A 23,821-nucleotide genomic window follows, 5' to 3' on the forward strand; every position below is an offset into this window, starting at 1 on the left:
CCTTGCCGTCCGGCGATGGCGGAAACCGCCTCGCCGGACGGTGAAAAACTCCCTGTGCACAAGCGTTTCGTGCTATAAAGTCTGACTTTCGATTCGCCGGGTCGCGGGCGGTCGGGTTCCGCCGGATCAGGTGGTTGCCGAGGGTCGCGATACGCCGGTCCGTCAGGCGTCAATCCAGTTCGAGCGAGCACATGAAGATCACCATAGACCGGGCGGCCCTCCTGAAGCCGCTGGCCCATGTTCAGAGCGTCGTCGAGCGCCGGAATACCATCCCCATCCTGGCCAATGTGCTGCTGCAGGCCAAGGAAGGACGGGTGTCGCTGACCGCCACCGACATGGACATGGACGTGGTCGAGAGTGTGGCCTGTTCCGTCGAGCAGCCGGGCTCCGCCACGGTGCCGGCGCTCACGCTGTACGAGATCGCTCGCAAGCTGCAGGACGGCTCGGAGGTCGAGCTGACGGTCGCGGGCGACAGCGGCCGCATGGCGATCCGCGCCGGCCGCTCCAACTTCTCGCTGCCGACCCTGCCGGTGGAGGAGTTTCCGGCCCTGTCCGGCGACGAGCTGACCACCAATTTCGTGCTCTCGGCGGCCGATGCGAAGACGCTGATCGACCGCACCCGCTTCGCGATCTCCACCGAGGAGACCCGCTACTACCTGAACGGCATCTACCTGCACGAGACCCAGGCCAACGGCATGGCGGTGCTGCGCGCCGTCGCCACCGACGGCCATCGCCTCGCCCGGGTGCAGATGCCGCTGCCGGAGGGGGCGTCGGGCATGCCCTCGGTGATCGTGCCGCGCAAGGCGGTGACCGAGATCCGCAAGCTGATCGACGAGACCGACGGCGACGTGCAGATCGGCCTCAGCGAGAACAAGCTGCGCTTCGCCTTCGCCGACACCGTAATGACCACCAAGCTGATCGACGGCACCTTCCCGGATTACGAGCGGGTGATCCCGGCCGGCAACGACAAGATCATGCGGGTCGATTGCGGCTCCTTCAAGAAGGCGGTCGACCGCGTGGCGACGATCTCCACGGAGAAGTCGCGCTCGGTGAAGCTGGCCGTGACCAACGGCACCCTGACCCTCTCCGCCAACAGCCCGGACAACGCTCAGGCGACCGAAGAGATGGACGTGGAATATGGTGCCGCCTCCATGGAGATCGGCTTCAATTCCCGGTACCTGCTGGACATCGCCGACCAGGTCGATGACGGCGGCAAGGCCGTGTTCCAGATGGCCGATGCGGCCTCGCCGACCATCGTCACCGACGAGGCCGATGATGGCGCGCTCTACGTCCTGATGCCGATGAGGGTGTGACGGCGCGCGTGTCGGTCGAGGGTCCCATTCTCAGCGAACATAGCGGTGCCGCCTCCACCGCCGGGGCACCCCTGCGGCTGGCGGTGAATACGATCAGCCTCACCCGGTTCCGGAACCATGCCGAGACCTCGCTGGAGATCGACCGGCCGGTGGCGGTGCTGACCGGCGCCAATGGGTCGGGCAAGACCAATCTGCTGGAGGCGGTCTCCTTCCTCAGCCCAGGCCGCGGCATGCGCCGGGCGAAGCTGTCGGAGATCGACCGGGTCGGCGATGCCGGCGCCTGGGCGGTCTCGGCGACGATCACCGGCAAGCTCGGCGACGCACGGATCGGTACCGGCCGGGACGCCAGCGTGGAGGGCGAGCGGCGGATCGTGCGCATCGACGGCGCGCCGGCCCGCAGCCAGTCCGCCCTGGGCGACCACCTGACCGTTTCCTGGCTGACCCCGGCGATGGACCGGCTGTTCACCGAGAGTGCCTCCGGCCGCCGGCGCTTCCTCGACCGGCTGGTCTATGCCTTTGACGGCGAGCATGCCGGGCGGGTGAACACCTACGAACATGCCTGGCGCGAGCGCAACCGCCTGATCAAGGACGGCCGGCGCGAGGCCGCGTGGTACGCGGCGCTGGAGGAGACCCTGGCGGAGACCGGGGTCGCCATCGCCGCCGCCCGGGCCGCGCTCGTTGCCCGACTCAACCGGATCTGTGCTGCCACCCGCGACCCGTTCCCGGCCGCCGAGCTGGCGCTGGACGGCGAGATCGACCGCTGGCTGGTCGGCACCCCGGCGCTGGAAGTCGAGGATCGGCTGCGCGCCACCCTGGCCGCCGCCCGCTTCGGCCCGCAGGAGGCCGAGGGGCCGCACCGCACCGACCTGGCCGTGACCCATGTGGGCAAGGCCATGCCGGCGGCGCAGTGTTCCACCGGCGAGCAGAAGGCCCTGCTGGTCGGCATCGTGCTCGCCCATGCAAGGCTGCAGGCGATCGACGAGCATGCCGCGCCCATTCTTCTGCTGGACGAGGTCGCCGCTCATCTGGACGACCGCCGCCGCGCCGCCCTGTTCGAGGCCGTGTTCGACCTCGGCGGGCAGGCCTGGCTCACCGGCACCGACCTTTCCACCTTCGCGCCGATCGCCGATCGCGCGCGCTTGTTCGACGTCGCCGACGGCAGGGTCCGGCCGGCCGACGTCGTGTCCTAACCGGAGTCTCCCCCATGGCTGACGACGCCACCAACGGCACCGAAAACGGTCAAGAGAACGAGTACGGCGCGGATTCCATCAAGGTCCTGCGCGGCCTCGATGCGGTGCGCAAACGCCCGGGCATGTATATCGGCGACACCGATGACGGGTCCGGTCTGCATCACATGGTCTACGAGGTGGTCGACAACGCCATCGACGAGGCCCTGGCCGGCTATTGCGACGCCGCCCAGGTGATCCTGAACGGCGACGGCTCGGTCACCGTGCGCGACAACGGCCGCGGCATCCCGGTGCAGATCCATTCCGAGGAGGGGGTCTCGGCGGCGCAGGTCATCATGACCCAGCTCCATGCCGGCGGGAAGTTCGACCAGAACTCCTACAAGGTCTCCGGCGGTCTGCACGGGGTCGGCGTCTCGGTGGTGAACGCGCTCTCCGAATGGCTGGAGCTGCGGATCTGGCGCGAGGGCAAGGAGCATTTCATGCGTTTCCGCCACGGCGATGCCGAGGCGGATCTGGCGGAGGTCGGCCCGTCGAACGGCAAGACCGGCACCGAGGTCACCTTCAAGCCGTCGAAGGAGACCTTCACCATGGTCGAGTTCGACTACGCCACCCTGGAGCATCGGCTGCGCGAGCTGGCCTTCCTGAATTCCGGCGTGCGCATCGTGCTGACCGACGAGCGGCATGGCGACCCGAAGACCACCGACCTGTTCTACGAGGGCGGCCTGAAGGCCTTCGCCGAGTATCTCGACCGCTCGCGCTCGCCGCTGCACCCGACCATCTCGGCCATGGGCGAGAAGGACGGCATCACCGTCGAGATCGCGATGGAGTGGACCGACTCCTATCACGAGACGATGCTGTGCTTTACCAACAACATCCCGCAGCGCGACGGCGGCACCCATCTGGCCGGCTTCCGCGCGGCGCTGACCCGGCAGGTGAACAACTACGCCAGCCAGTCGGGCATCGCGAAGAAGGAGAAGGTCTCGCTGTCCGGCGACGACGCCCGCGAGGGGCTGACCTGCGTGCTGTCGGTCAAGGTGCCGGACCCGAAATTCTCCTCCCAGACCAAGGACAAGCTGGTCTCCTCGGAGGTCAAGCCGGTGGTGGAGAGCATCGTCGGCGAGCGTCTGGACCAGTGGTTCGACGAGCATCCCAACGAGGCCAAGCGCATCGTCACCAAGGCCTATGAGGCCGCCGCCGCCCGCGACGCCGCCCGGCGCGCCCGCGAGCTGACCCGGCGCAAGGGGGCGCTGGACATCGCCAACCTGCCCGGCAAGCTCGCCGATTGTCAGGAGCGCGATCCCGCCAAGGCCGAACTGTTCCTGGTCGAGGGCGACAGCGCCGGCGGCTCCGCCAAGCAGGGCCGCGACCGCAAGAACCAGGCGATCCTGCCGCTGCGCGGCAAGATCCTGAACGTGGAGCGCGCCCGCTTCGACAAGATGCTGTCCAGCGCCGAGATCGGCACCCTGATCGCGGCCTTGGGCACCGGCATCGGGCCGGAGGAGTTCAACATCGAGAAGACCCGGTACCACCGGATCATCATCATGACGGACGCCGATGTCGACGGCTCCCACATCCGCACCCTGCTGCTGACCTTCTTCTTCCGGCAAATGCCGGAGCTGGTGGAGCGCGGCTATCTCTACATCGCCCAGCCGCCGCTCTACCGGGTGAAGCGGGGCAATGAGGAGACCTACCTCAAGGACGACAAGGCGCTGGAGCGCTTCCTGATCGACGAGGGCACCAAGGGCGCGGTCCTGCGCACCGCGTCCGGCGCCCAGATCGGGGCGGCCGACCTGGCCCATCAGGGCGAGCTGGCCCGCCAGGCCCGGCAGCTCCTGGAGCCGGTGGTGCGCCGTCTCGGCGGTCCGGTGGTGACCGAGCAGGCGGCGGTGGCCGACCTGCTGCGCCCGTCCCTGCTGGCCGATCCGGCGGCGGCCGCGGCGGCGGCGGCCGATTTCGCCCGGCGCCTCGACGCCCTGTCGGAGGAGCACGAGCGCGGCTGGTTCGCCTCCTACGAGGAGCAGACCGAGACCGGCCCGGCGATCGTCGTCGCCCGTACCCTGCGCGGCGTGACCGAGACCTACCATATCGACGGCGTGCTGATGCGCACCGCCGAGGCCCGGGCCCTGGCCGAGCGGGCGGCCGACCTGCGCGAGCTGTTCGCCGAGCCGGCGACCCTGGTGCAGAAGGACGGGGCCGAACGCACGGTCTACGGGCCGGTCGGGCTGATCGAGGCGATCTTCGAGATCGGCCGCAAGGGCCTGACCATCAACCGCTACAAGGGTCTGGGAGAGATGAATCCGGACCAGCTCTGGGAGACCACGCTGGACCCGGACCGCCGCACCCTGCTGCAGGTGAAGATCGCCCATGCCGACGAGGCCCAGGAGGTGTTCAGCACCCTGATGGGCGACGTGGTGGAGCCGCGCCGCGAGTTCATCCAGTCCAACGCCCTGAAGGTGGCGAACCTGGACGTGTGATCGGGGTTCCTGGCCCGCGCTTGCCCTCCGACACGTCGCTTCGCTCCTGCTCAGGTTGAGGTCATCTAGTTGTTTGGGGTCATTTAACGAAGGGCGTCAGAACAAAGAAAAACCGGCCGTCGGATCATCCGGCGGCCGGTTGCTTTTGTGGGCAAAGTCCCAGGCGATGAGAGGCCTTACGACCCTTCGGTCATCGCGTTGGCTTCGCTCTGCAGGTGGGTGTAGTGCTCCAGGCCGATGCGGCCGATCAGGTCGAGCTGGGTCTCCAGGTAGTCCACATGCTCTTCCTCGTCGTTGAGGATCTCAACGAACAGGTCGCGGCTGACGTAGTCGCGGATCGAGTCGGCATAGGCGATCGCCTCGCGCAGGTCCGGCACCGCGTCGAGCTCGACCGCCAGGTCGCACTCGATGATTTCCTTCACGCTCTCGCCGATGCGCAGCTTGTTCAGCTCCTGCAGGTTCGGCAGGCCCTCCAGGAACAGGATGCGCTGGATCAGCTTGTCGGCGTGCTCCATCTCCTCGATGGATTCCTCGTAGGCCTTCTTGGAAAGCTTCGACACGCCCCAGTCGCCGAGGATCCGGGAATGCAGGAAGTACTGGTTGATCGCCGTCAACTCGTTCTTGAGGATGCGATTCAGGTGTTCAATGACTGTCTTGTCGCCCTTCATGGCGCCCTCCGTCGGTCGGATCATTGCGGGCAGAGTACAAGAACGGTTCAAATCGGCAAGAAAAAACGTAATGATTTCAAATAATTGAGAATGATCCGCAATACAGTCTGCCTGCCCGGCTTCATGCTCGGACCCGGTCTGTTCGACGACTTGGCCCGCAGCCTCGGCGACCGACTCGACCTGCTGCACGGGGACGTCTACAGCGACACCTCCATCACAGGCATGGCGCGCCGGGTGCTCGATGACGCGCCCGAGCAGTTCAACTTGCTCGGCTTCTCCATGGGCGGCTTCGTGGCGCGAGAGATCGCGCTGACCGCGCCGGAGCGGGTGGCGGCGCTGATCCTCATCGGCACCTCGGCCCGGGCCACGACCGAGGCCGAGCATGCCCGCAAGGAGGCGATCCTCTCCCAGCTCGCCGAGACCGGCTTCAAGGGCATGTCGCGCAGGGCGTTGTCCAGGGGACTCCATCCCGACCATCCGGACCGCGACGCCTTGGTGGCCCGGCTGCGGGCCATGGGGGCGGAGCTGGGCGGCGCGGTCATGGCGCGCCAGCTCCAGGCCACGCGGGTGGACGGATACGGCGACCTTCCCAAAATCGCCGCCCCCACGCTGGTGGTCGCTGCCCGCGACGACCTGCTGCGGCCGCTGGCCGAGCTGGAGGCGCTGGCCGCCGGCATCCCGAACGCGCGCCTGGAGGTGTTCGAGGATTGCGGCCACATCATCCCGATGGAGAAGCCGGATCAGTTGGCGGAGAGCATCATGGCGTTTCTGAACGGGATCTAGGCATCCGGGGGATCGGCGGGTAGGTTGCGGGGGTGTCAGTCAGATCCTCCCTGTCCCCGCTGGTCACGGGCTCCCTCGCCGGCGTCCTGATGATGGCGGTGGCCGCCGCCGCCTTCAGCTTCATGCATGCCGCGATCCGTCACGTGAGCGTGGAGATGCACCCGTTCGAGATCGCCTTCTTCCGGGTCTTCTTCGGCTTCTTTGCGCTCGCCCCGGTGTTCCTGCGCCAGGGCTGGATGCCGCTGCGCACCACGAAGATGAAGCTGTTCGCCGCGCGCGGCGGGCTGAACGCCTGCGCCATGCTGATGTTCTTCTACGGCCTGTCGATCACGCCGCTGGCCACCGTGGCCGCGCTCGGCTTCACCGCCCCGCTCTTCGCCACGGTGCTGGCGATGCTGGTGCTGGGCGAGACGGTGCGCCTGCGCCGCTGGACCGCCATCGCCATCGGTTTCCTCGGCGCCATGGTGATCCTGCGTCCCGGCGTGATCGAGGTCGGGCTCGGTCCGCTGCTGGTTCTCGGGTCCTCGGTGGTGTGGTCGGTGGCGCTGATGGTCATCAAGGTGCTGACCCGCACGGAATCCAGCGTCACCATCACCGCCTATGCGTCCATCTTCCTGTCGCCGATCGCCCTGGTGGCGGCCCTGCCGTTCTGGACCTGGCCGTCGCTCGAAATCCTGCTCTGGCTGGTCGCCATCGGCTTCGTGGGCACCATCGCCCAGACCGCGATGAACCAATCCTTCAAGGTGGCGGACGCCTCGGCCGTGCTGCCGGTGGACTTCTCCAAGCTGCTCTGGGCGGCGGCCATCGGCTATGTCCTGTTCGACGAGGTGCCGGATATCTGGACCTGGATCGGCGGTGCGATGATCTTCTCCAGCGCCACCTATATCGGCATCCGCGAGGCCCGGCTGAAGAAGGAGGGCAAGCTCGCCGCCGGCCCGCCCTCCACGGCGGTCGACCGGGTGCCGCCGGTCCCCTCGCCCCGGGCGATGGGGAAAGACGGCTGAAAAGCCGCCCGGACCGCCCCCGAGACGCTCTGTCCGGTTGACCGCGGCGCGCTCTATGGGGATAAGCCCGCATCCCTGAACAACTGCCGAGGTCGCCGCCCATGGCCGCCCCCGATCTGGTTCCCGTCGCCCGCGCCCTGATTTCCGTCTCCGACAAGACCGGCCTCATCGAGTTCGCCGCCGCCCTGTCGCAGATGGGCGTGGAGATCCTGTCCACCGGCGGCACCGCCAAGGCGATCGCCGAGGCCGGCATCCCGGTGGTCGAGGTGGCCGAGCGGACCGGCTTTCCGGAGGTGATGGACGGGCGGGTGAAGACCCTGCACCCGGTGATCCATGGCGGCCTGCTCGCCCGGCGCGACCTGGACCACCATGTCGCCGCCATGGACGAGCACGGCATCGCGCCGATCGACCTGCTGGTGGTGAACCTCTACCCGTTCGAGGCGACCCGAGCCCGCGGGGCCGGCTATGACGAGAGCGTGGAGAACATCGATATCGGCGGCCCGGCGATGATCCGCGCGGCGTCGAAGAACCACGACTTCGTCACCGTCATCGTCGACGTCGAGGACTACGCCCCGGTGCTGGAGGAGATGCGCGCGAACGAGGGTGCGACGACCCTGGCGCTGCGCCGCAAGCTGGCCGCCACCGCCTATGGCCGCACGGCCGCCTATGACGCCGCGATTTCCGGCTGGCTGGCCGGCGAGGTGGGCGAGGTGTTCCCGCGCCGCTTCACCCTGGCCGGCTCCGCCCCGCAGGTGCTGCGCTACGGTGAGAACCCGCACCAGCAGGCGGCGTTCTACCGGACCACGGAGAGCCGCGCCGGCGTGTCCACCGCCGAGCAGATGCAGGGCAAGGAACTCAGCTACAACAACCTGAACGACACCGACGCCGCCTTCGAGCTGGCCGCCGAACTGGACGATCCGGGCATCGCCATCATCAAGCACGCCAATCCCTGCGGCGTGGCCGTCGCCGGCTCGCTGAGCGAGGCCTGGGACGCTGCCCTGGCCTGCGATCCGGTCAGCGCCTTCGGTGGCATCGTCGCCGCCAATCGCAGGATGGACGCTGCGACCGCCGAGAAGATCGCGGCGATCTTCAGCGAAGTGGTCATCGCCCCGGATTTCGACCCGGCCGCGCTGGAGGTCTTCGCCGCCAAGAAGAACCTGCGGGTGCTGAAGACCGGCGGCATGCCGGACCCGACAGCGGCCGGGCTGATGGTGAAGAACCTGGCCGGCGGCCTTCTGGTCCAGTCGCGCGATGCCGGGCGGGTGACCCAGGCCGAGCTGAAGGTCGTCACGAAGCGGGCGCCGACCGAGGCGGAGATGCGCGACCTGCTGCTCGCCTTCCGTATCGGCAAGCACGTGAAGTCGAACACCATCGTCTACGTGAAGGACGGCTCCACCGCGGGTATCGGTGCCGGGCAGATGAGCCGGGTGGACGCCGCCCGCATCGCCGCGATCAAGGCCAAGGATGCCGCGAAGGCGGCCGGGTGGGCCGAGCCGCGCACGGTCGGCTCCGTCGCCGCGTCGGACGCGTTCTTCCCCTTCGCCGACGGGCTGATCACGGTGGCCGAGGCGGGGGCTACGGCCATCATCCAGCCGGGCGGCTCGATCCGCGACGAGGAGATCATCGCCGCCGCCGACGAGCGGAACCTGGCGATGGTCCTCACCGGGATGCGGCACTTCCGGCACTGATCGTGCCGGAAGTGCGGGCGGGACGGGTCAGTCCCAGTCCCAGATCGGGCTGCCGAGGTTGATGTCGTCCTCCTCGGTGAACGCGCCGGTGGCACCGCCGGCGGCGGCCCCGAGCAGCGGCGCGCCGACCGCGTAGCCCGCGGCCCCGCCGAGGCCGGCGCCGGTGACGCCGCGTTCGGTGGCGGTGTTGCCGCAGGCGGAGAGGGCGAAGGCACCGGCGACAAGCGCCGCCGTGGTCATCAGAATTCTGGTCATGTCATCCTCCAAGGGTCTTGGTGGGTGATGTCCGGGTCAGCAGCGGCGCTTATTGCGCGTCGTACAGGCTGGCCATCGGGGCGGTGCGCAGCTCGCGCAGCGGGATGATGAGCATGTCGTCATCATTCTCGTCGAACAGCTCGTCGAGGGGACCGTCATCGGTGTCGATCACCGCGACCACATCGCCGCCGCGGCCGATCGCGAAATCCTCGATCTCGCCGATCTTCTTGCCCGAATTGCTGTAGACGGCCTGGCCGCTCAGTTCCGACAGCCGGGGGCCGTTGCCCATCGCGGGGCTGCGGTACAGATCGGGTGCATCGACCACGACCACGGATGTCTCGGCCTGCGCCGGGATGGTCGGCAGGGTTGCGAAGGCCGTGGCAGCGAGCGCGATCGCGCCGGCGCCGGCCAGAATGTTCCTCCTCATATGCGCCTCCTTTCGTTGGGCATGTGTCTGGGCAACGGCGGCGGGGCGGGGCTGGTTCCATAGGTTTTCCGGTCATTGCCGTTGTCAGTTGCGGTCGGTCCCCCGGCGTCCCGTCGCAGTGGCGGCGCCCGGACCCCACATGTAGTCTGGCCATCGAATATTCTGGCCATCGACGACCGATCACCGAAGGACCGCTGCCGTGCTGCCCCAGGAAGTCATCCGCGCCAAACGTGACGGCCAGACCCTGTCGGCCGTGGCGATCGCCGATTTCATTGCCGGGCTGACCGGCGGGTCGGTGGGCGAGGGGCAGGCCGCCGCCTTCGCCATGGCAGTGTTCTTCCGGGGGATGGATGCCGAGGAGCGCGCCGCCCTGACCCGGGCGATGGCGGACAGCGGCACCGTGCTGCGCTGGCAGGGGCTGGACGGGCCGGTGCTGGACAAGCATTCCACCGGCGGCGTGGGCGACAGGATCAGCCTGATGCTGGCGCCCATCGTGGCGGCCTGCGGCGGCTATGTGCCGATGATCTCCGGTCGCGGGCTCGGCCATACCGGCGGGACGCTGGACAAGCTGGACTCGATCCCCGGCTACCGCACCAATCCGGACCTGGCGCGTTTCGAGCGGGTGGTACGCGAGGTCGGCTGCGCGGTGATCGGCCAGACCGACGATCTCGCCCCCGCCGACCGGCGGCTCTATGCCATCCGCGACGTCACGGCCACGGTCGAGTCCGCCGCCCTGATCACCGCGTCCATCCTGTCGAAGAAGCTGGCCGCCGGCCTCGACGGCCTGGTGATGGACGTGAAATGCGGCAGCGGCGCCTTCATGGACGACCTGACCAAGGCGCGCGAGCTGGCAGACGCCCTGGCGGAGACCGCGCGCGCCGCCAGTCTGCCCACCGTGGCGCTGATCACCGACATGAATCAGGTGCTCGGCCGCACCGCCGGCAACGCGCTGGAAGTGGCCGACGCGGTCGCCTTCCTCACCGGCGCCGAGCGCGAACCGCGCAGTCTGGAGGTCACCCTGGCCCTGGCCGGCGAGATGCTGGCCCAGGGCAGGCTCGCGGACACTCCCGAGCTTGGCCGCGACATGGCCCGTCTGGCACTGGAGGACGGCCGTGCGGCGGAGGTCTTCGCCCGGATGGTGGCCGCCCTGGGCGGTCCCGTCGACCTGATGGACCGGCCCGACGACTATCTCGAGACCGCTTCCGTGGCCGTGCCGGTCTATGCCGACAGGCCCGGCACCGTGGCCCGCATCGATGCCCGCCGGCTCGGCGTGGCGGTGATCGAGCTGGGGGGCGGGCGCCGTCAGGCCGCCGACCGGATCGACCATGCCGTCGGCCTGACCGAGATCGCCGGCCTCGGCGAGACGGTCGGCCCGGACGTGCCGCTGGCCGTGATCCGGTGCCGCGATGCCGCCGCCGCCGAGCCGGTCACCGCCGCCATCCGCGGCGCCTATACCCTGGGCGAGGCAGCCGCCACGCCCGGCCCCGTGGTGATCGAGCGGCGGACGGGGGAGCGCTGATGGCCCGCGCCTTCTTTATCGTGCTGGATTCCGCCGGCATCGGCGGCGCGCCCGATGCCGAACGCTTCGGCGATGCCGGCTCGGATACGTTCGGGCATATCGCCGAGGCCTGTGCGGCGGGTAGGGGCAACGGCCACGGCCGCAGCGGGCCGCTGCATCTGCCCAACCTGCTCGCCCTTGGCCTGGGGGCCGCCCATCGCGGCGCCGCCGGAACGGAGCCCCAAGGCCTGGACGCGGCTGCTGCCCGCACCGGCGCCTGGGGCCATGCGGCGGAGACCAGCCGGGGCAAGGACACGCCCAGCGGGCACTGGGAACTAGCCGGCGTGCCTGTGCAATTCGACTGGACCTACTACCCGGAGACCGTGCCGGGCTTTCCGGTGGCGTTCACCGAGGCCCTGATCGAGCGCTGCGGCCTCCCGGGCATCCTGGGCAATCGTCACGCAAGCGGAACGACCATCATCGCCGAACTCGGCGCCGAGCACATGGCGAGCGGCAAGCCGATCCTCTACACCTCGGCCGACAGCGTGGTGCAGATCGCCGCCCATGAGCAGAGCTTCGGGCTGGAGCGGCTCTACGAGGTCTGCCGGGTGGCGCGAACCCTGGTGCCGGACACGGTCGGCCGGATCATCGCCCGGCCCTTCGTCGGCAGCGGCCCCGCCGACTTCACCCGCACCGCCAACCGCAAGGACCTGGCCGTCACCCCGCCGGCGCCGACCCTATTGCAGCGCCAGTCGGAGGCCGGCGGCGCGGTGGTCTCCATCGGCAAGATCGGCGACATCTTCGCCCATGCGGGCACCGGCGAGGAGATCAAGGCGGCCGGCAATGACGGCGTCTTCGACACGTTGATGGCGGTCGCCGGCCGGGACCAGGACAACGCCCTGGTCGTGGCGAACTTCGTCGATTTCGACAGCCTGTACGGCCACCGCCGGGACGTGGCCGGCTATGCCGCCGCCCTGGAGGCGTTCGACCGGGACCTGCCGCGCTTTCTCGAGTCGCTGCGGCCGGGAGATCTCGCGGTGCTGACCGCCGATCACGGCTGCGACCCGACCTGGCGGGGCAGCGATCATACCCGCGAGCAGGTGCCGGTGCTGTTCGCCGGCCCCGGTCTGGCGCCGGGTGATCTGGGACAGCTCGCCTTCGCCGATGTCGGCGCCACCCTGGCCGCCCATCTGGGCCTCCCGCCGGGCCAGCACGGCATCGACAGATTGGGGCCGGGCCGATGATCCCGCGCTTCACGGCCGACAGCGACCCGGCCGACCTCGCCGCCGCCTATGGCCGCGACGGGCTGCTGGTGGTGGAGGATGCGGTCCCGCCATCCGACTGCGACGCCCTGATCGACCGGTCCCATGCCATCGTAGACGCCTGGGACCCGGCGGAGGGGCGCTCGGTCTTCTCCACCACCGCGCCGAAACACGCCTCCGACACGTATTTCCGGGAGAGCGGCGACAAGATCCGGGTGTTCCTAGAGGACGGGGCCGTGGATGCGGCGGGCGATCTCACCGTCGACCGGCACCGGGCGGTGAACAAGCTCGGCCACGCCATGCACGACCTGGATCCGGTGTTCGACCGGGTGTCGCGCAGTCCGGTGCTGGCCCGGATCGCCGCCGCCCTGGGCATCGCCGCGCCGAAGCTGGCGCAGTCCATGGTGATCTGGAAACCGCCGGCGATCGGCGGCGCGGTGGTGCCGCATCAGGACGCCGCCTTCCTGGTTACCGACCCGCCCACCGTCACCGGCTTCTGGCTGGCCCTGGAGGATGCGGACGAGAGCAATGGCTGCCTGATCGCCCAGCCCGGCGGGCACCGGGGACCGCTGCGCCAGCGTTTCCTGGAGCGCGGCGGGGCGCTGGCCCTGGAGACCCTGGACGACTCGCCCTACCCGGCCGACGGGTTCGTCGCGCTGCCGGCACGCAAGGGAACCCTGGTGGTGTTGCACGGGTTACTGCCCCATGGCAGTGCGGCCAACACGTCGCCGCGCTCCCGCATGGCCTATACGCTGCATGTGGTGGACGGCGAGGCGGCCTGGCATCCCGGCAACTGGATCCGCCGCCGCCCGGACGATCCGTTCCGCGGCTTCTGACCGGAGAGCTCATGTTCAGGATGCTGCGCGATCTGTGCCTGCTCCTCGTGGTGATCCTCGGCCTGACCGGGGGATCGCAGGTCACCTCCTTCGTCGATGCCTATGCGCAACGGTTGGGCGGGGCGGTGGACGAACTGGACCGGCAGGTGACGGCCCACCGCACCGAGGCCGCTGCCCAGAACCTGACCCTGGAGGCCTATCTGGAGCGCCACCGCGCCAACGCGGACCCGGCGATCCAGGGCTCCGGCCGCCGCCTGACCGCCATGGTGGAGCGGCTGGCCGACCTGCGGGACGCCCGCGCCGAGCTGGACGCGGCGGGACCCTGGACCCGGCCGGCGGTGGCCCTGCGCCATTCCGACAGCGAGATCCTGGGCAATGCCTATGCGGAATGGCGGCCCGGTCTGACGATCGATCCCCGCTGGGGTCTGGTCGGCGCGGGTCTGGCCTGGATGCTGTTCGCGGCGGTGTCCACGCTGCTGGTGCGCGGCTTCCGCTCCCCCCGCCGCCGCGCCCCCGCCCGCTGACGCACCCGCCCGCTGACGCACCCGCCCGCTGACGCACCGGCCCTCGCCCGCCCTCGCCCACCGTCATCCTGAACTTGATTCAGGATCAAGCTGCAGACGCCGGACACATGATCCTGAATCAAGTTCAGGATGACGGGGAGTTCAGGATGACGGGGAGTTCAGGATGACGGCGCGGGCGGGATGAAGTCAGGGTGGAGGCCGGGCAGGCTCACGACCCTTTCACAGCGACGACCGTCGCGGCGCCCGACTCATATTCCGGCACCATGCGGCCGAGGATCTCCACCGTTGCTCCCATCTGCCGCGAGCGGGCGGCGGCCTCCAGCTCGTCCAGGCCGCGCTCGATCAGGGCGCGATCGGCGGTGCGGGGATGGGCGCGGCGGATGGCCGGGATCTCCGTCGCCTCCAGCGTCTCCGCCCCGTGGAACAGTTCCTCGTGCAGCTTCTCGCCGGGACGCAGGCCGGTGAAGGCGATGGCGATGTCCTTGCCCGGCTCCAGCCCGGCGAGCCGGATCATCCGGTCGGCGAGATCCACGATCTTCACCGGCTCGCCCATGTCGAGCACGGTGATGCCGCCGCGCTCGCTCTCCAGGGCGGCGGCCTGCAGCACCAGCTCCACCGCCTCGCGCACGGTCATGAAGTAGCGGGTGATGTCCGGGTGGGTCACGGTCAGCGGGCCGCCGCGCTCGAGCTGGCGCTGGAACAGCGGCACCACAGAGCCGGTGGAGCCCAGCACGTTGCCGAAGCGGGTGGTCACGAAGCGGGTGCCGCCGTCCAGGTCGAGCGCCTGGCAGTAGGCCTCGGCCAGCCGCTTGGTCGCTCCCATGACGTTGGTCGGGTTCACCGCCTTGTCGGTGGAGATCACCACCACGGTGCCGACCCCGGCGGCCCGGGCGGCGTCGGCGACGATGCGGGTGCCGACGGCATTGGTCAGCACCGCGTCGCAGACATTGGCCTCCATCAGCGGCACATGCTTCAGGGCGGCGGCGTGGAACAGGATTTCCGGCTGCGCCTCGCCCAGGATCTCGGTCACCCGGGCGCGGTCGCGCACATCGCCGATCAGGGCGGCGCGGGGCAGGTGGGGCACCCGTTCGGCCAGTTCCAGGTCGATCCGGTAGAGCGCGTATTCCGACTGGTCCACCAGGGTGATGTGGGCCGGGCCGAGATCGGCGATCTGGCGGACCAGCTCCGAGCCGATGGTGCCGCCGGCCCCGGTGACCAGCACCCGCCGGCCGGCGATCAGCCGCTGCATGGAGGGGCGGTCCAGGGTCGCCTGCGGGCGGCCGAGCACGTCCTCCACGTTGATCGGGCGGAGCTGCACCTGGCCGTCGCCGGGCGTCTCCAGCGCGCTCAGGGTGGGCATGCGGCTGACCGGAATGCCGATGGCGTCGGCCCGATCTAGCAGGCCGCGGATCGTCGCCCCGTCGATCTGGCGGCGGGTCAGGATGATGCGCTGCGGCCGCAGGCCTTGGCCGGTCAGCCGGGTGACCACATCCTCCAGATCCTTCAGCCCGCCGAAGACCGGCACCCCGCGGATGCGCCGGCCGGTGCGCGAATCCCGGTCGTCGACGATGCCGACCACCCGATAGGGCACCTCGTGGCCGGGGGCGGTCTCGCGGATGAACAGGTCGGCCCCGTCGCCGGCGCCCACCAGCAGCACCGGCACCTTGCCCTGGGCGTTGCGCTCGAACAGCGCGGAGATCGTGCCGTCCTTGAGCAGCCGGTAGCCGACCCGGGGCAGCCCGAGCAGGATCGTCAGCAGGGCGGCCTCGATCACCAGGAAGGAGCGCGGCAGGGAATCCAGCCGGGTGACGATGAACTGCAGCACCAGGAAGGCGGCGATGATCACCGCCACCGCCCGCACGATCTGCCCGAGATCGCCGATCGACGTGTAGCGCCATACCGCGGTGTCGAGCCGCATCACCAGGAACACCGCCAGCGCGGTCAGGGTGAACAGCGCCGTGCCGGTCTGGATCGCCTGCATCGGCCACCAGGCGATCTGGTCGCCTAGCCGCAGATACAGCGCCAACGGGAACGACAAGGCAGCCATCACCGTGTCATGGGCGAAGATCAGCAGGGAGCGTCTGAAAGCGCGGGGGTTCATGCGATGTCGCGGGCTGGGGTGGCGGTGGGGCGGGAGTCTATCACGCTTGCCTCCCGCCATCGGCACTCAGCAGCGGGTCCGCGGTCTCCCGGACAGCCTCCAGCATCCCGGCCCGTGGGTCGACGACCGGCTTCCAGCCCAGGGTGTGGCGCAGGGCGCTGTCGTCGAAGGCGCAGGATCCGCCGAGCCGCCGGCCGGTATCGCCCAGCAGGGCCAGGCCCCGCGCCGGGACGGGCAGCAGCAGCGCCCGGCGGCCGAGCGCATCCAGGATCCGTCGGGTCAGCGCCCCGGTAGACAGGGCCTCGCCGTCGGTGGCGAAGAAGGTGCGGCCGGCCGCTTCCGGGTGCTCCAGGCAGGCAAGGGTGGCCGAGGCGAGGTTGTCGCGGTGCAGGAAGGAGCGCCGGTTGCCGGAGATGCCCAGCGGCAGCACCGGCGGCGCGCCGCGCAGGAAGTCGATGATCCGCCGCAGGTTGCCGCCGCTGCCCGGGCCGTAGACCGGCGGCGGCCGCAGGATCACCACCTCCAGGTCACTCTTCGCCAGCACCTGTTCGGCCGCGAGCTTGGCGCGGCCATAGGAATCGCCCGGCGTCGGTGTCGCGGTCTCGTCGATGCCAGAGAACGGGGTGGTCTCGCCGGTCGCCTTGACCGAACTCATGAACACGAATCGGCGCGCTCCGGCCGCCGACGCAGCCTCGGCCAACCGTTTCGTTCCGTCAACGATGCTGTCTCCCAGGACCGCGTCGGACAGGCCGCCTGGCGCGCTGGGGCTGGACAGGTGGATGACCGCCTCGACCCCCTCCAGGGCGGCCGACCATTCGGTGCGCGGGCCGAGATCGCCGACCGTCACCGCCCGGTCGCGCCAGCGCGGCGCCAGGGTGGCCGGATCGCGCACCGCAGGGACGGGCTCATGGCCGGCGGCCTCCAGGTCGCGCAGCACGGCGCGGCCGACATAGCCGCTGGCGCCGGTGACCAGGACCCTCATGCCGGCCTCGGGGCGTGTCGGCCCACGCGCATCAGAAGGAGATAGGCGAGGGCCGCGACGGCGAGCCCGGCGGCGAGGGCGGCCCAGGGGTTCACCGCGGCCAGTCCCCAGGCGATTGCGATGAGCAGGGCGTTGGCGGCGAGCACGGCGCCGCAGACCCGGTCATGGGGCCAGCCGCCCTGCACCGCGCGCTGATAGGCGTGCTCGCGATGGGCCTCGGTCGGCTTCTTGCCGCGGGCCAGCCGCCGGATCAGGGTCACCGAGGCGTCGACCACGAAGACCAGCGGCAGGACCAGGGCGGCGGCCAGGGCCGGACCACCCGGCTGGGCGGTATCGATCAGCAGGTAGCCGACCAGGAAGCCGAGCGGGATGCTCCCGGAATCGCCCAGGAAGATCCTCGCCCGGTGCCAGTTCCAGATCAGGAATCCCAGAGCGGCGCCGAGGATCGCGGCACTCGGGCCGAGCAGCGACGCCGGGGCGAGACCGAGGACGGCGAGGCCGCCGATGCCGAGCGCGATGGCGGCGGTCTCGCTGCCGACGATTCCGTCGATGCCGTCCATGAAGTTGTAGAGATTGATGAACCAGAGCCAGGCCAGCGCCGTCAGGGTCAGGTCGAGGGGCTGCGGCAGGTAGGCGGCGAAGGCCCCGTGTCCGCCCAGCGCCCAGAGCCCGCCTACCACGGCCACGCCATGGGCGGTCAGGCGGATGCCGGCCGAAAGGTTGCGCAGGTCGTCGATGAAGGAGACCACGGCCAGGCCGATCGCCAGAGCCATGGCGACACCCATCCCCCCGGCCGGCTCTCCCCGGGCCATGGCCGCGCCGAGAGCGGTGGCGACGATGGCGGCGATCACGGCGATGCCGCCGCCGCGCGGTGTCGGGATCACATGGCTGGACCGGTCGTTGGGGTGGTCGAGCACCGCCGCGCGCCGCAGCAGCGACAGCACCGCGCGGGTGGCGAGGCAGGAGAGCGCGGCGCCCAGGCCGACGATGATCAGAATCGCAGTCATCGCCAGGGCTTATACACAGCCGGGGCGAGGGGAGATAGGACGCTTTCGGGTTGCCCCGGGGCCTTACGGTTTCGCGCGTCCAGTTAGCGCCGGTCCTCGCGGCGCAGGGCCCATTTCACCGAGACCGACTCCAGCTCCCGCAGCTCGGCCAGCGGCACGGCGATGACGATCTGCCGGGTGCGCTGCAGCCGGCCGCCCTCGCCGAAATAGACGCTCTCGTTGATCGCCAGCCGGCCGCCGGTCACCCGCAGGCGCCAGCCGCCGCCGGACGGCATGCGCAGCAGCACCGAGGCGCCGTTCTGGATCAGCGAGGCGGAGACCCGCGGGTGCAGGTGGAAGCGGATCGCCGCCTCCTGCGGTTTCGCCCCCGGCCCGCCGGTATAGCTCAGCACGTCCTCGCCGCGCAGGTCGTCGCCGCCGGCGGCCAGGAACAGGCGGCGGCGGTGCAGGATCGAGTGGCTCTCGCGGTAGCCGTCATGCTCGGCCTCGACCCAGACGGCGCCGTCCGCCTCCCAGCGCTCCAGGCGGACCTGGGCGGGGCGTCGGCCGAGGCTGCCATCGGCGCGCAGCTCGGTGGTGTTGGTGTCGTCGATCACCAGCCCGGAATGGGCGGCCGAGGCCCGCAGCAGCCCCTGCCAGCGCGGATCGCCAGGGGCCGCCCCGCAATTGACGATCAGCCGCTCCTTGCCGACCGAGAATTCCAGGCTGAGGGTACCGGCATGGGCGGTGTCGTCGGCCGCGACCGGGGCGGCGGTGTCGAGGATCGCGACGGCCCGGCCGGCCACGAGCCGCTCGAACCCGGCCTCCAGGGCGGAGGTCACGGCCCGGGTCTTGGTCTCGGCCCGGGCGATCAGTGTGTCCAGCCGCCACACCTGCCCCTCCGTGGCGCCGTTGAACAGGGCGAGGCCGCCATCGCCGTGGCGCAGCATGCGAAGCACGCCGGTCATGCGCTGGATCGTCTCGTCCAGGGCGGCGGTGGATTCCCGACCGGCGGCGCGCAGGGCGGCGCGGGCATCGACCAGCGCGACCAGGGCGTCGGTCTGCATGGCGGGCGAGCGCGACCGGTGGCCGCCATCGGGGAGGATCTGGGCGCGGATCGCGGCATCCAGCCGGTCGACCAGCCCCTGGATCTCGTCGCCGTCGGCGCCGAGGGCGACCGCCGCGATCAGCGCCCCGCGCAGCGTCTCCAGCCGGGACACCCCGTCGGGGCCGCTCTCCACCGCGCTGAGCAGGTGGCGGTACTGGCGGATCAGGCTCTCCAGCACCCGGCGGCGGAACTCGTCATCGGCGGAATCGGCGAAGAAGCCGAAGGTATGGACCCAGGCGGCGACGCGGGCGGCCAGCAGGTCGGCCCGCCAGGCCAGCCGGTGCCAGGTCGGAAACCGCTCGATCCAGGCACCGACCAGGTCGCGGGCGCGGCGCCGGGCGGCGTCGCCGCCGAGATCGCGCAGGTCGCGCAGCCACTCGAACCGGTGCAGGGCCTCCAGCGCGGCATCGCTGTAGCCGCTCTGGCCCCAGGGATCGGCCCCGACCTGAACGGCGGTCCCGCCGAGGGTGTAGGTGCCCTCCAGAAGCTCGCGGCCGAGATCGGAATCGCCGGTCCAGGCATCGGCGACGGGAACCGCCAGCCCGTCCGGCACCGGTCCGGACAGACGCCAGGCATGCACCGGCGAGGCGAAATAGGCGTCCCGCAGGCGATCCGACAGTCCGCGCCTATCCCGCCGCCTGCTCACGACCGTTCTCCCGTCAGTTGGCGGCCCTGATCGCGGCGATGTTCGCCGCGTAGGCATCGGTGCCGCCCTTGAAGGTGGCGGTCCCGGCGACCAGCACGTCGGCCCCGGCCGCCACGATGCGCCCGGACGTCTCCGCCGTCACCCCGCCATCGACCTCCAGGTGGATGGAGCGGCCGGTGGCGGCGATTCTCTGGCGCACGGCGGCGATCTTGTCGAGCTGTGAGGCGATGAAGGCCTGGCCGCCGAAGCCCGGGTTCACGGTCATCACCAGGATCAGGTCGACCATGTCCATCAGGTTGTCCAGCGCCTCCACCGGCGTGCCCGGGTTCAGCGCCACGCCCGCCTTCGCCCCCAGCGAGCGGATGAGCTGCAGGGTGCGGTGGACATGGGGGCCGGCCTCCGGATGCACGGTGACGATATCGGCCCCGGCCTCGATGAAGCCGCCGACATAGGCGTCGACCGGCGAGATCATCAGGTGGACGTCGAAGGTCTTCTGCGTATAGGGCCGGATCGCCTTCACGATCGCCGGGCCGAGCGAGATGTTCGGCACGAAATGCCCGTCCATCACGTCGACATGGATCCAGTCGGCGCCGGCGGCGTCGACGGCACGGATCTCCTCGCCGAGCTTGGCGAAGTCGGCGGCGAGAATGGAGGGGGCGATCAGCGGTGCGTTGGCCATGGCCGGTCGGTAGCAGGTTGCGCCGGTCGCTTCAAGCGCCAGTACCCCGTCGCCGCCCCGGCATCGGCTCGGGGGACGGGCGCGCTCCCCTGTCGCCAAACGCAACGGGCGCCCCTCGCCTGCGCGAAGGACGCCCGTACCGGCCGCCGGGGAGGCGGAGGGGGGGTTACTCCCCCGGGGCCGGGATCGCGTCGTGGGGACCGATATGCTCGGCCTCAGAGGCATGCCGCAGGGGGCGGTTGCCGGTCATCGCCCGGGCGACGACGTAGAACACCGGGGTGAAGAAGATCCCGAAGGCGGTCACCCCGATCATCCCGGAGAACACCGTCAACCCCATGGCGTAGCGCATCTCCGCCCCGGCACCGGTTGAGATGATCAGCGGGACCACACCCATGATGAAGGCCATGGACGTCATCAGGATCGGCCGCAGCCGCAGGCGGCTGGCCTCGATCGCCGCGGCCACGGGACCGCGCCCCGCCAGTTCCAGGTCGCGGGCGAACTCCACGATCAGGATGGCGTTCTTCGCCGACAGTCCGACCAGCACGACCAGGCCGATCTGGGTGAAGACGTTGTTGTCCCCGCCGGTCAGCCAGACCCCGGTCATCGCCGCCAGCACGCTCATCGGCACGATCAGGATGATTGCCAGCGGCAGGCTCAGGCTCTCGTACTGGGCGGCCAGCACCAGGAAGACCAGCAGCAGGGCGAGCGGGAAGATGATCAGGGACGAATCGCCCGCCAGGATCTGCTGGTAGGTCAGGTCGGTCCATTCGAAGCTGAACCCGGACGGCAGGGTCTCCGCCGCGATCCGCTCCACCGCCGCCTGGGCCTGGCCGGACGAATAGCCGGGGGCCGGCGCGCCGCTGACATCGGCGGCGATGAAGCCGTTGTAGCGCATCGCCTGCTCGGGGCCGACCGCCGGCTCCACCGTCAGCAGGGCCGACAGCGGCACCATGGCGCCGGAGCTGGAGCGCACCTTCAGCGCGCCGATATCCTCCGGCTGGGCCCGGTACTGGGCATCGGCCTGCAGACGGACCGAGTAGGTGCGGCCGAACCGGTTGAAGTCGTTGACGTAGAGGCTGCCCAGATAGATCTGCAGGGTCTCGAACACGTCGGTCACCGACACGCCGAGCTGCTGGGCCTTGGTGCGGTCCAGATCGGCATAGAGCTGGGGCACGTTCACCTGGAAGTTGGTGAAGACGTTGGCCAGTTCCGGCGCCTGGCGGGCCGCAGCCAGGAACTCCTGCACGACGGTGTTGAGCTCCTCGTAGCCGCGCGACGTCCGGTCCTGGATCTGCAACTTGAAGCCGCCGGTGGTGCCGAGGCCCTGCACCGGGGGTGGGGGGAAGATCACCACGAAGGCGTCCTGGATCGCGCCGTACTGGGCGTTCAGCCGGCCGGCGATGGCCCCGGCGCTCTGCGTTGCGCCCTGGCGTTCCTCGAACGGCTTCAGGGTGGCGAAGACGATGCCCGCACTGGAGCTGTTGGTGAAGCCGGCGATCGACAGGCCGGGGAAGGCCACCGCACTCTCGACGTCCGGGTCGTCCAGGGTGATCCGGCTCATCTCGCGGATCACGCCTTCCGTGCGGTCCAGGGTGGAGCCGTTGGGGAGCTGGGCGAAGCCGATCAGGTACTGCTTGTCCTGCATCGGCACGAAGCCGCCGGGCACCTGGTTGAAGATGGCGTAGGTGGCGCCGAGCAGGGCCAGGTACAAGCCCACGGTCACCGTCTTGTGCCGGGTGATCTGGGCGACGCCGCCGCCATAGGCGTTGGAGCCGCGCCGGAACACCGCGTTGAAGCCGCGGAACAGCCAACCGAAGGCGAAGTCCATCGCCCGGGTCAGGCCGTCCTTCGGCGCGTCATGGCCCTTCAGCAGCAGGGCGGCCAGGGCCGGCGACAGGGTCAGGGAGTTGATCGCCGAGATCACCGTGGAGATCGCGATGGTCAGCGCAAACTGCTCGTAGAACTGGCCGGTCAGGCCGGTGATGAAGGCCAGCGGCACGAACACCGCCACCAGCACCAGGGCGATGGCGATGATCGGGCCGGAGACTTCGCGCATGGCCTTGTAGGTCGCGGCCTTTGGCGCCAGTCCTTCCTCGATGTTGCGCTCCACGTTCTCGACCACGACGATCGCGTCGTCGACCACGATGCCGATCGCCAGCACCAGCCCGAACAGGGACAGGGCGTTGATCGACACGCCGAGCAGGTGCATCGCGGCGAAGGTGCCGACCACCGAGACCGGCACGGCCAGCAGCGGGATGATCGAGGCCCGCCAGGTCTGCAGGAACAGGATCACCACCAGCACGACCAGCCCGACCGCCTCCAGCAGGGTGTGGATGACGGATTCGATGGAGGCGCGCACGAACTGGGTGGGGTCGTAGACGATGGAGTAGTCCACGCCCTCGGGCATGTAGCCCTTCAGCTCCTCCATCGTGGCGCGCACATCGTCGGAGATCTGGATGGCGTTGGAACCCGGCGCCTGGAAGATCGGAATGGCGACGGCCGACTTGTTGTCCAGCAGCGAGCGCAGGGCGTATTCGGCCGCCCCCAGCTCGATCCGGGCGATGTCGCGCAGGCGGGTCACCGCCCCGTCCTCGCCGGTCTTCACGATGATCTCGCCGAACTCCTCCTCGGTCTCCAGCCGGCCCTGGGCGTTGACCGGAAGCTGCAGGTCGACGCCGATCAGGCCCGGCGAGGCGCCGATGATGCCGGCGGCGGCCTGGATGTTCTGCTCGCGGATGGCGGCGGCGACGTCGCCGGCCGACAGGTTGCGCTCGGCCACCTTCTGCGGGTCGAGCCAGATCCGCATGGCGTAGTCGCCGGAGCCGAACAGCCGGACCTGGCCCACGCCCTCGATCCGCGCCAGCCGGTCCTTCACGTTCAGGACGGCGTAGTTGCGCAGATAGGTCATGTCGTAGCGGTCGTTCGGCGACAGCAGGTGCACGACCATGGTCAGGTCGGGCGAGCTCTTCACCGTGGTCACGCCCAGACGGCGGACCTCTTCCGGCAGGCGCGGCTCGGCCTGGGTGACCCGGTTCTGCACGAGCTGCTGGGCCTTGTCCGGGTCGGTACCCAGGCGGAAGGTCACGGTCAGGGTCATCAGCCCGTCGGTGGTGGCCTGGCTGCTCATGTAGAGCATGTCCTCCACCCCGTTGATCGCCTCCTCGATGGGGGTCGCCACGGTGGCGGCGATCACCTTCGGGTTGGCGCCCGGATACTGAGCGTTCACCACCACGGTGGGCGGCACGACCTCGGGATATTCGGAGATCGGCAGGCTGCGCAGGGCGAGCAGCCCGGCGACGAAGATCAGGACCGACAGCACCCCGGCGAAGACCGGACGGTCGATGAAGAAACGGGAGATGTTCATGTCAGGTGTCCGGTTTTCGGAAAACGGGGAGGGAAG

At 70.0% G+C, this 23,821-nt stretch carries 19 protein-coding genes; 10 read left to right on the forward strand and 9 right to left on the reverse strand.

Features of this window, described 5'->3' with window-relative positions; translation table 11 throughout:
* The first annotated feature begins 191 nt into the window (after window positions 1-191).
* From dnaN to gyrB, 3 genes are read left to right on the forward strand one after another with little or no spacing between them, the layout of a single operon-like run.
* Window positions 192-1,313, forward strand: a complete 1,122-nt coding sequence (dnaN, locus tag ACOQOP_RS19090; protein ID WP_420563400.1) for a DNA polymerase III subunit beta — start codon at window positions 192-194, stop codon at window positions 1,311-1,313.
* Complete coding sequence (gene recF / locus ACOQOP_RS19095; protein ID WP_420563401.1) at window positions 1,310-2,503, forward strand: DNA replication/repair protein RecF; 1,194 nt, start codon at window positions 1,310-1,312, stop codon at window positions 2,501-2,503. The genes dnaN and recF overlap by 4 nt, the downstream gene beginning before the upstream one ends.
* 14 nt (window positions 2,504-2,517) lie before the next feature.
* Window positions 2,518-4,974, forward strand: a complete 2,457-nt coding sequence (gene gyrB / locus ACOQOP_RS19100; protein WP_420563402.1) for a DNA topoisomerase (ATP-hydrolyzing) subunit B — start codon at window positions 2,518-2,520, stop codon at window positions 4,972-4,974.
* A gap of 176 nt (window positions 4,975-5,150) precedes the next feature.
* On the opposite strand, the gene bfr is transcribed toward gyrB, so the two are convergent.
* Entirely contained in the window at window positions 5,151-5,642 is a 492-nt protein-coding gene (gene bfr / locus ACOQOP_RS19105; RefSeq protein WP_420563403.1) for a bacterioferritin, read from the reverse strand.
* A 90-nt stretch (window positions 5,643-5,732) separates the two neighbouring features.
* On the opposite strand from bfr, the gene ACOQOP_RS19110 reads away from it, so the two are divergent.
* The 3 genes from ACOQOP_RS19110 (at window position 5,733) to purH (ending at window position 9,117) form a co-directional block, all read left to right on the forward strand.
* Window positions 5,733-6,425, forward strand: coding sequence for an alpha/beta fold hydrolase (locus ACOQOP_RS19110; RefSeq protein WP_420563404.1), 693 nt, complete (start codon window positions 5,733-5,735; stop codon window positions 6,423-6,425).
* 32 nt (window positions 6,426-6,457) lie between these two features.
* A complete protein-coding gene (locus ACOQOP_RS19115; RefSeq protein ID WP_420563405.1) occupies window positions 6,458-7,429 on the forward strand; it encodes a DMT family transporter in 972 nt (323 codons plus the stop codon).
* A gap of 101 nt (window positions 7,430-7,530) precedes the next feature.
* Window positions 7,531-9,117, forward strand: a complete 1,587-nt coding sequence (gene purH, locus ACOQOP_RS19120) for a bifunctional phosphoribosylaminoimidazolecarboxamide formyltransferase/IMP cyclohydrolase (RefSeq protein ID WP_420563406.1) — start codon at window positions 7,531-7,533, stop codon at window positions 9,115-9,117.
* A gap of 27 nt (window positions 9,118-9,144) precedes the next feature.
* On the opposite strand, the gene ACOQOP_RS19125 is transcribed toward purH, so the two are convergent.
* Both ACOQOP_RS19125 and ACOQOP_RS19130 read right to left on the reverse strand, forming a co-directional pair.
* Window positions 9,145-9,372, reverse strand: coding sequence for a hypothetical protein (locus ACOQOP_RS19125; protein ID WP_420563407.1), 228 nt, complete (start codon window positions 9,370-9,372; stop codon window positions 9,145-9,147).
* Between the two features lie 49 nt (window positions 9,373-9,421).
* On the reverse strand, window positions 9,422-9,799 hold the full coding sequence (locus ACOQOP_RS19130; RefSeq protein WP_420563408.1) for a PRC-barrel domain-containing protein: 378 nt from the start codon (window positions 9,797-9,799) through the stop codon (window positions 9,422-9,424).
* 199 nt (window positions 9,800-9,998) lie between these two features.
* Between ACOQOP_RS19130 and deoA the strand changes: the two genes are divergently transcribed.
* The 4 genes from deoA to ACOQOP_RS19150 are packed head-to-tail and all read left to right on the forward strand — an operon-like array spanning window position 9,999 to window position 13,919.
* Entirely contained in the window at window positions 9,999-11,318 is a 1,320-nt protein-coding gene (gene deoA / locus ACOQOP_RS19135; RefSeq protein WP_420563409.1) for a thymidine phosphorylase, read from the forward strand.
* Window positions 11,318-12,541, forward strand: coding sequence for a phosphopentomutase (locus tag ACOQOP_RS19140; protein WP_420563410.1), 1,224 nt, complete (start codon window positions 11,318-11,320; stop codon window positions 12,539-12,541). Before deoA ends, ACOQOP_RS19140 begins: the two co-directional genes overlap by 1 nt.
* Window positions 12,538-13,395: a phytanoyl-CoA dioxygenase family protein gene (locus ACOQOP_RS19145; protein WP_420563411.1), complete on the forward strand. Its 858-nt coding sequence runs from the start codon at window positions 12,538-12,540 to the stop codon at window positions 13,393-13,395. The genes ACOQOP_RS19140 and ACOQOP_RS19145 overlap by 4 nt, the downstream gene beginning before the upstream one ends.
* Window positions 13,396-13,406: 11 nt before the next feature.
* Window positions 13,407-13,919: a DUF2937 family protein gene (locus ACOQOP_RS19150; RefSeq protein ID WP_420563412.1), complete on the forward strand. Its 513-nt coding sequence runs from the start codon at window positions 13,407-13,409 to the stop codon at window positions 13,917-13,919.
* Between the two features lie 208 nt (window positions 13,920-14,127).
* Here ACOQOP_RS19150 and ACOQOP_RS19155 read toward each other — a convergent pair whose 3' ends face one another.
* From ACOQOP_RS19155 to ACOQOP_RS19180, 6 genes are all read right to left on the reverse strand, one after another.
* Window positions 14,128-16,020: a polysaccharide biosynthesis protein gene (locus tag ACOQOP_RS19155; RefSeq protein WP_420563413.1), complete on the reverse strand. Its 1,893-nt coding sequence runs from the start codon at window positions 16,018-16,020 to the stop codon at window positions 14,128-14,130.
* A 40-nt stretch (window positions 16,021-16,060) separates the two neighbouring features.
* The gene (locus ACOQOP_RS19160; protein ID WP_420563414.1) at window positions 16,061-17,002 is read right to left on the reverse strand and encodes an NAD-dependent epimerase/dehydratase family protein; all 942 of its coding nucleotides are present in this window, start codon (window positions 17,000-17,002) and stop codon (window positions 16,061-16,063) included.
* Window positions 16,999-18,009, reverse strand: coding sequence for an MraY family glycosyltransferase (locus ACOQOP_RS19165; RefSeq protein WP_420563415.1), 1,011 nt, complete (start codon window positions 18,007-18,009; stop codon window positions 16,999-17,001). The genes ACOQOP_RS19160 and ACOQOP_RS19165 overlap by 4 nt, the downstream gene beginning before the upstream one ends.
* 83 nt (window positions 18,010-18,092) lie before the next feature.
* Window positions 18,093-19,742 (reverse strand): heparinase II/III family protein, encoded by a 1,650-nt coding sequence (locus tag ACOQOP_RS19170; protein ID WP_420563416.1) that lies wholly within the window; start codon window positions 19,740-19,742, stop codon window positions 18,093-18,095.
* A gap of 13 nt (window positions 19,743-19,755) precedes the next feature.
* Window positions 19,756-20,421, reverse strand: a complete 666-nt coding sequence (gene rpe, locus ACOQOP_RS19175; protein WP_420563417.1) for a ribulose-phosphate 3-epimerase — start codon at window positions 20,419-20,421, stop codon at window positions 19,756-19,758.
* Window positions 20,422-20,587: 166 nt separating this feature from the next.
* Complete coding sequence (locus tag ACOQOP_RS19180; protein ID WP_420563418.1) at window positions 20,588-23,785, reverse strand: efflux RND transporter permease subunit; 3,198 nt, start codon at window positions 23,783-23,785, stop codon at window positions 20,588-20,590.
* Window positions 23,786-23,821: the final 36 nt, after the last annotated feature.

Source organism: Thalassobaculum sp. (genome assembly GCF_965223715.1).
Lineage (GTDB): Bacteria > Pseudomonadota > Alphaproteobacteria > Thalassobaculales > Thalassobaculaceae > Thalassobaculum.

Bases quoted from the DNA above. Each gene is read 5' to 3' on its own strand.
- ACOQOP_RS19140 (WP_420563410.1), top strand. From the start codon at position 11,318: ATGGCCCGCGCCTTCTTTATCGTGCTGGATTCCGCCGGCATCGGCGGC.
- ACOQOP_RS19150 (WP_420563412.1), top strand. From the start codon at position 13,407: ATGTTCAGGATGCTGCGCGATCTGTGCCTGCTCCTCGTGGTGATCCTC.
- rpe (WP_420563417.1), bottom strand. From the start codon at position 20,421: ATGGCCAACGCACCGCTGATCGCCCCCTCCATTCTCGCCGCCGACTTC.
- ACOQOP_RS19180 (WP_420563418.1), bottom strand. From the start codon at position 23,785: ATGAACATCTCCCGTTTCTTCATCGACCGTCCGGTCTTCGCCGGGGTG.
- ACOQOP_RS19130 (WP_420563408.1), bottom strand. From the start codon at position 9,799: ATGAGGAGGAACATTCTGGCCGGCGCCGGCGCGATCGCGCTCGCTGCC.
- ACOQOP_RS19160 (WP_420563414.1), bottom strand. From the start codon at position 17,002: ATGAGGGTCCTGGTCACCGGCGCCAGCGGCTATGTCGGCCGCGCCGTG.
- ACOQOP_RS19125 (WP_420563407.1), bottom strand. From the start codon at position 9,372: ATGACCAGAATTCTGATGACCACGGCGGCGCTTGTCGCCGGTGCCTTC.
- ACOQOP_RS19145 (WP_420563411.1), top strand. From the start codon at position 12,538: ATGATCCCGCGCTTCACGGCCGACAGCGACCCGGCCGACCTCGCCGCC.
- bfr (WP_420563403.1), bottom strand. From the start codon at position 5,642: ATGAAGGGCGACAAGACAGTCATTGAACACCTGAATCGCATCCTCAAG.
- dnaN (WP_420563400.1), top strand. From the start codon at position 192: ATGAAGATCACCATAGACCGGGCGGCCCTCCTGAAGCCGCTGGCCCAT.
- ACOQOP_RS19110 (WP_420563404.1), top strand. From the start codon at position 5,733: ATGATCCGCAATACAGTCTGCCTGCCCGGCTTCATGCTCGGACCCGGT.
- purH (WP_420563406.1), top strand. From the start codon at position 7,531: ATGGCCGCCCCCGATCTGGTTCCCGTCGCCCGCGCCCTGATTTCCGTC.
- ACOQOP_RS19155 (WP_420563413.1), bottom strand. From the start codon at position 16,020: ATGAACCCCCGCGCTTTCAGACGCTCCCTGCTGATCTTCGCCCATGAC.
- ACOQOP_RS19165 (WP_420563415.1), bottom strand. From the start codon at position 18,009: ATGACTGCGATTCTGATCATCGTCGGCCTGGGCGCCGCGCTCTCCTGC.
- gyrB (WP_420563402.1), top strand. From the start codon at position 2,518: ATGGCTGACGACGCCACCAACGGCACCGAAAACGGTCAAGAGAACGAG.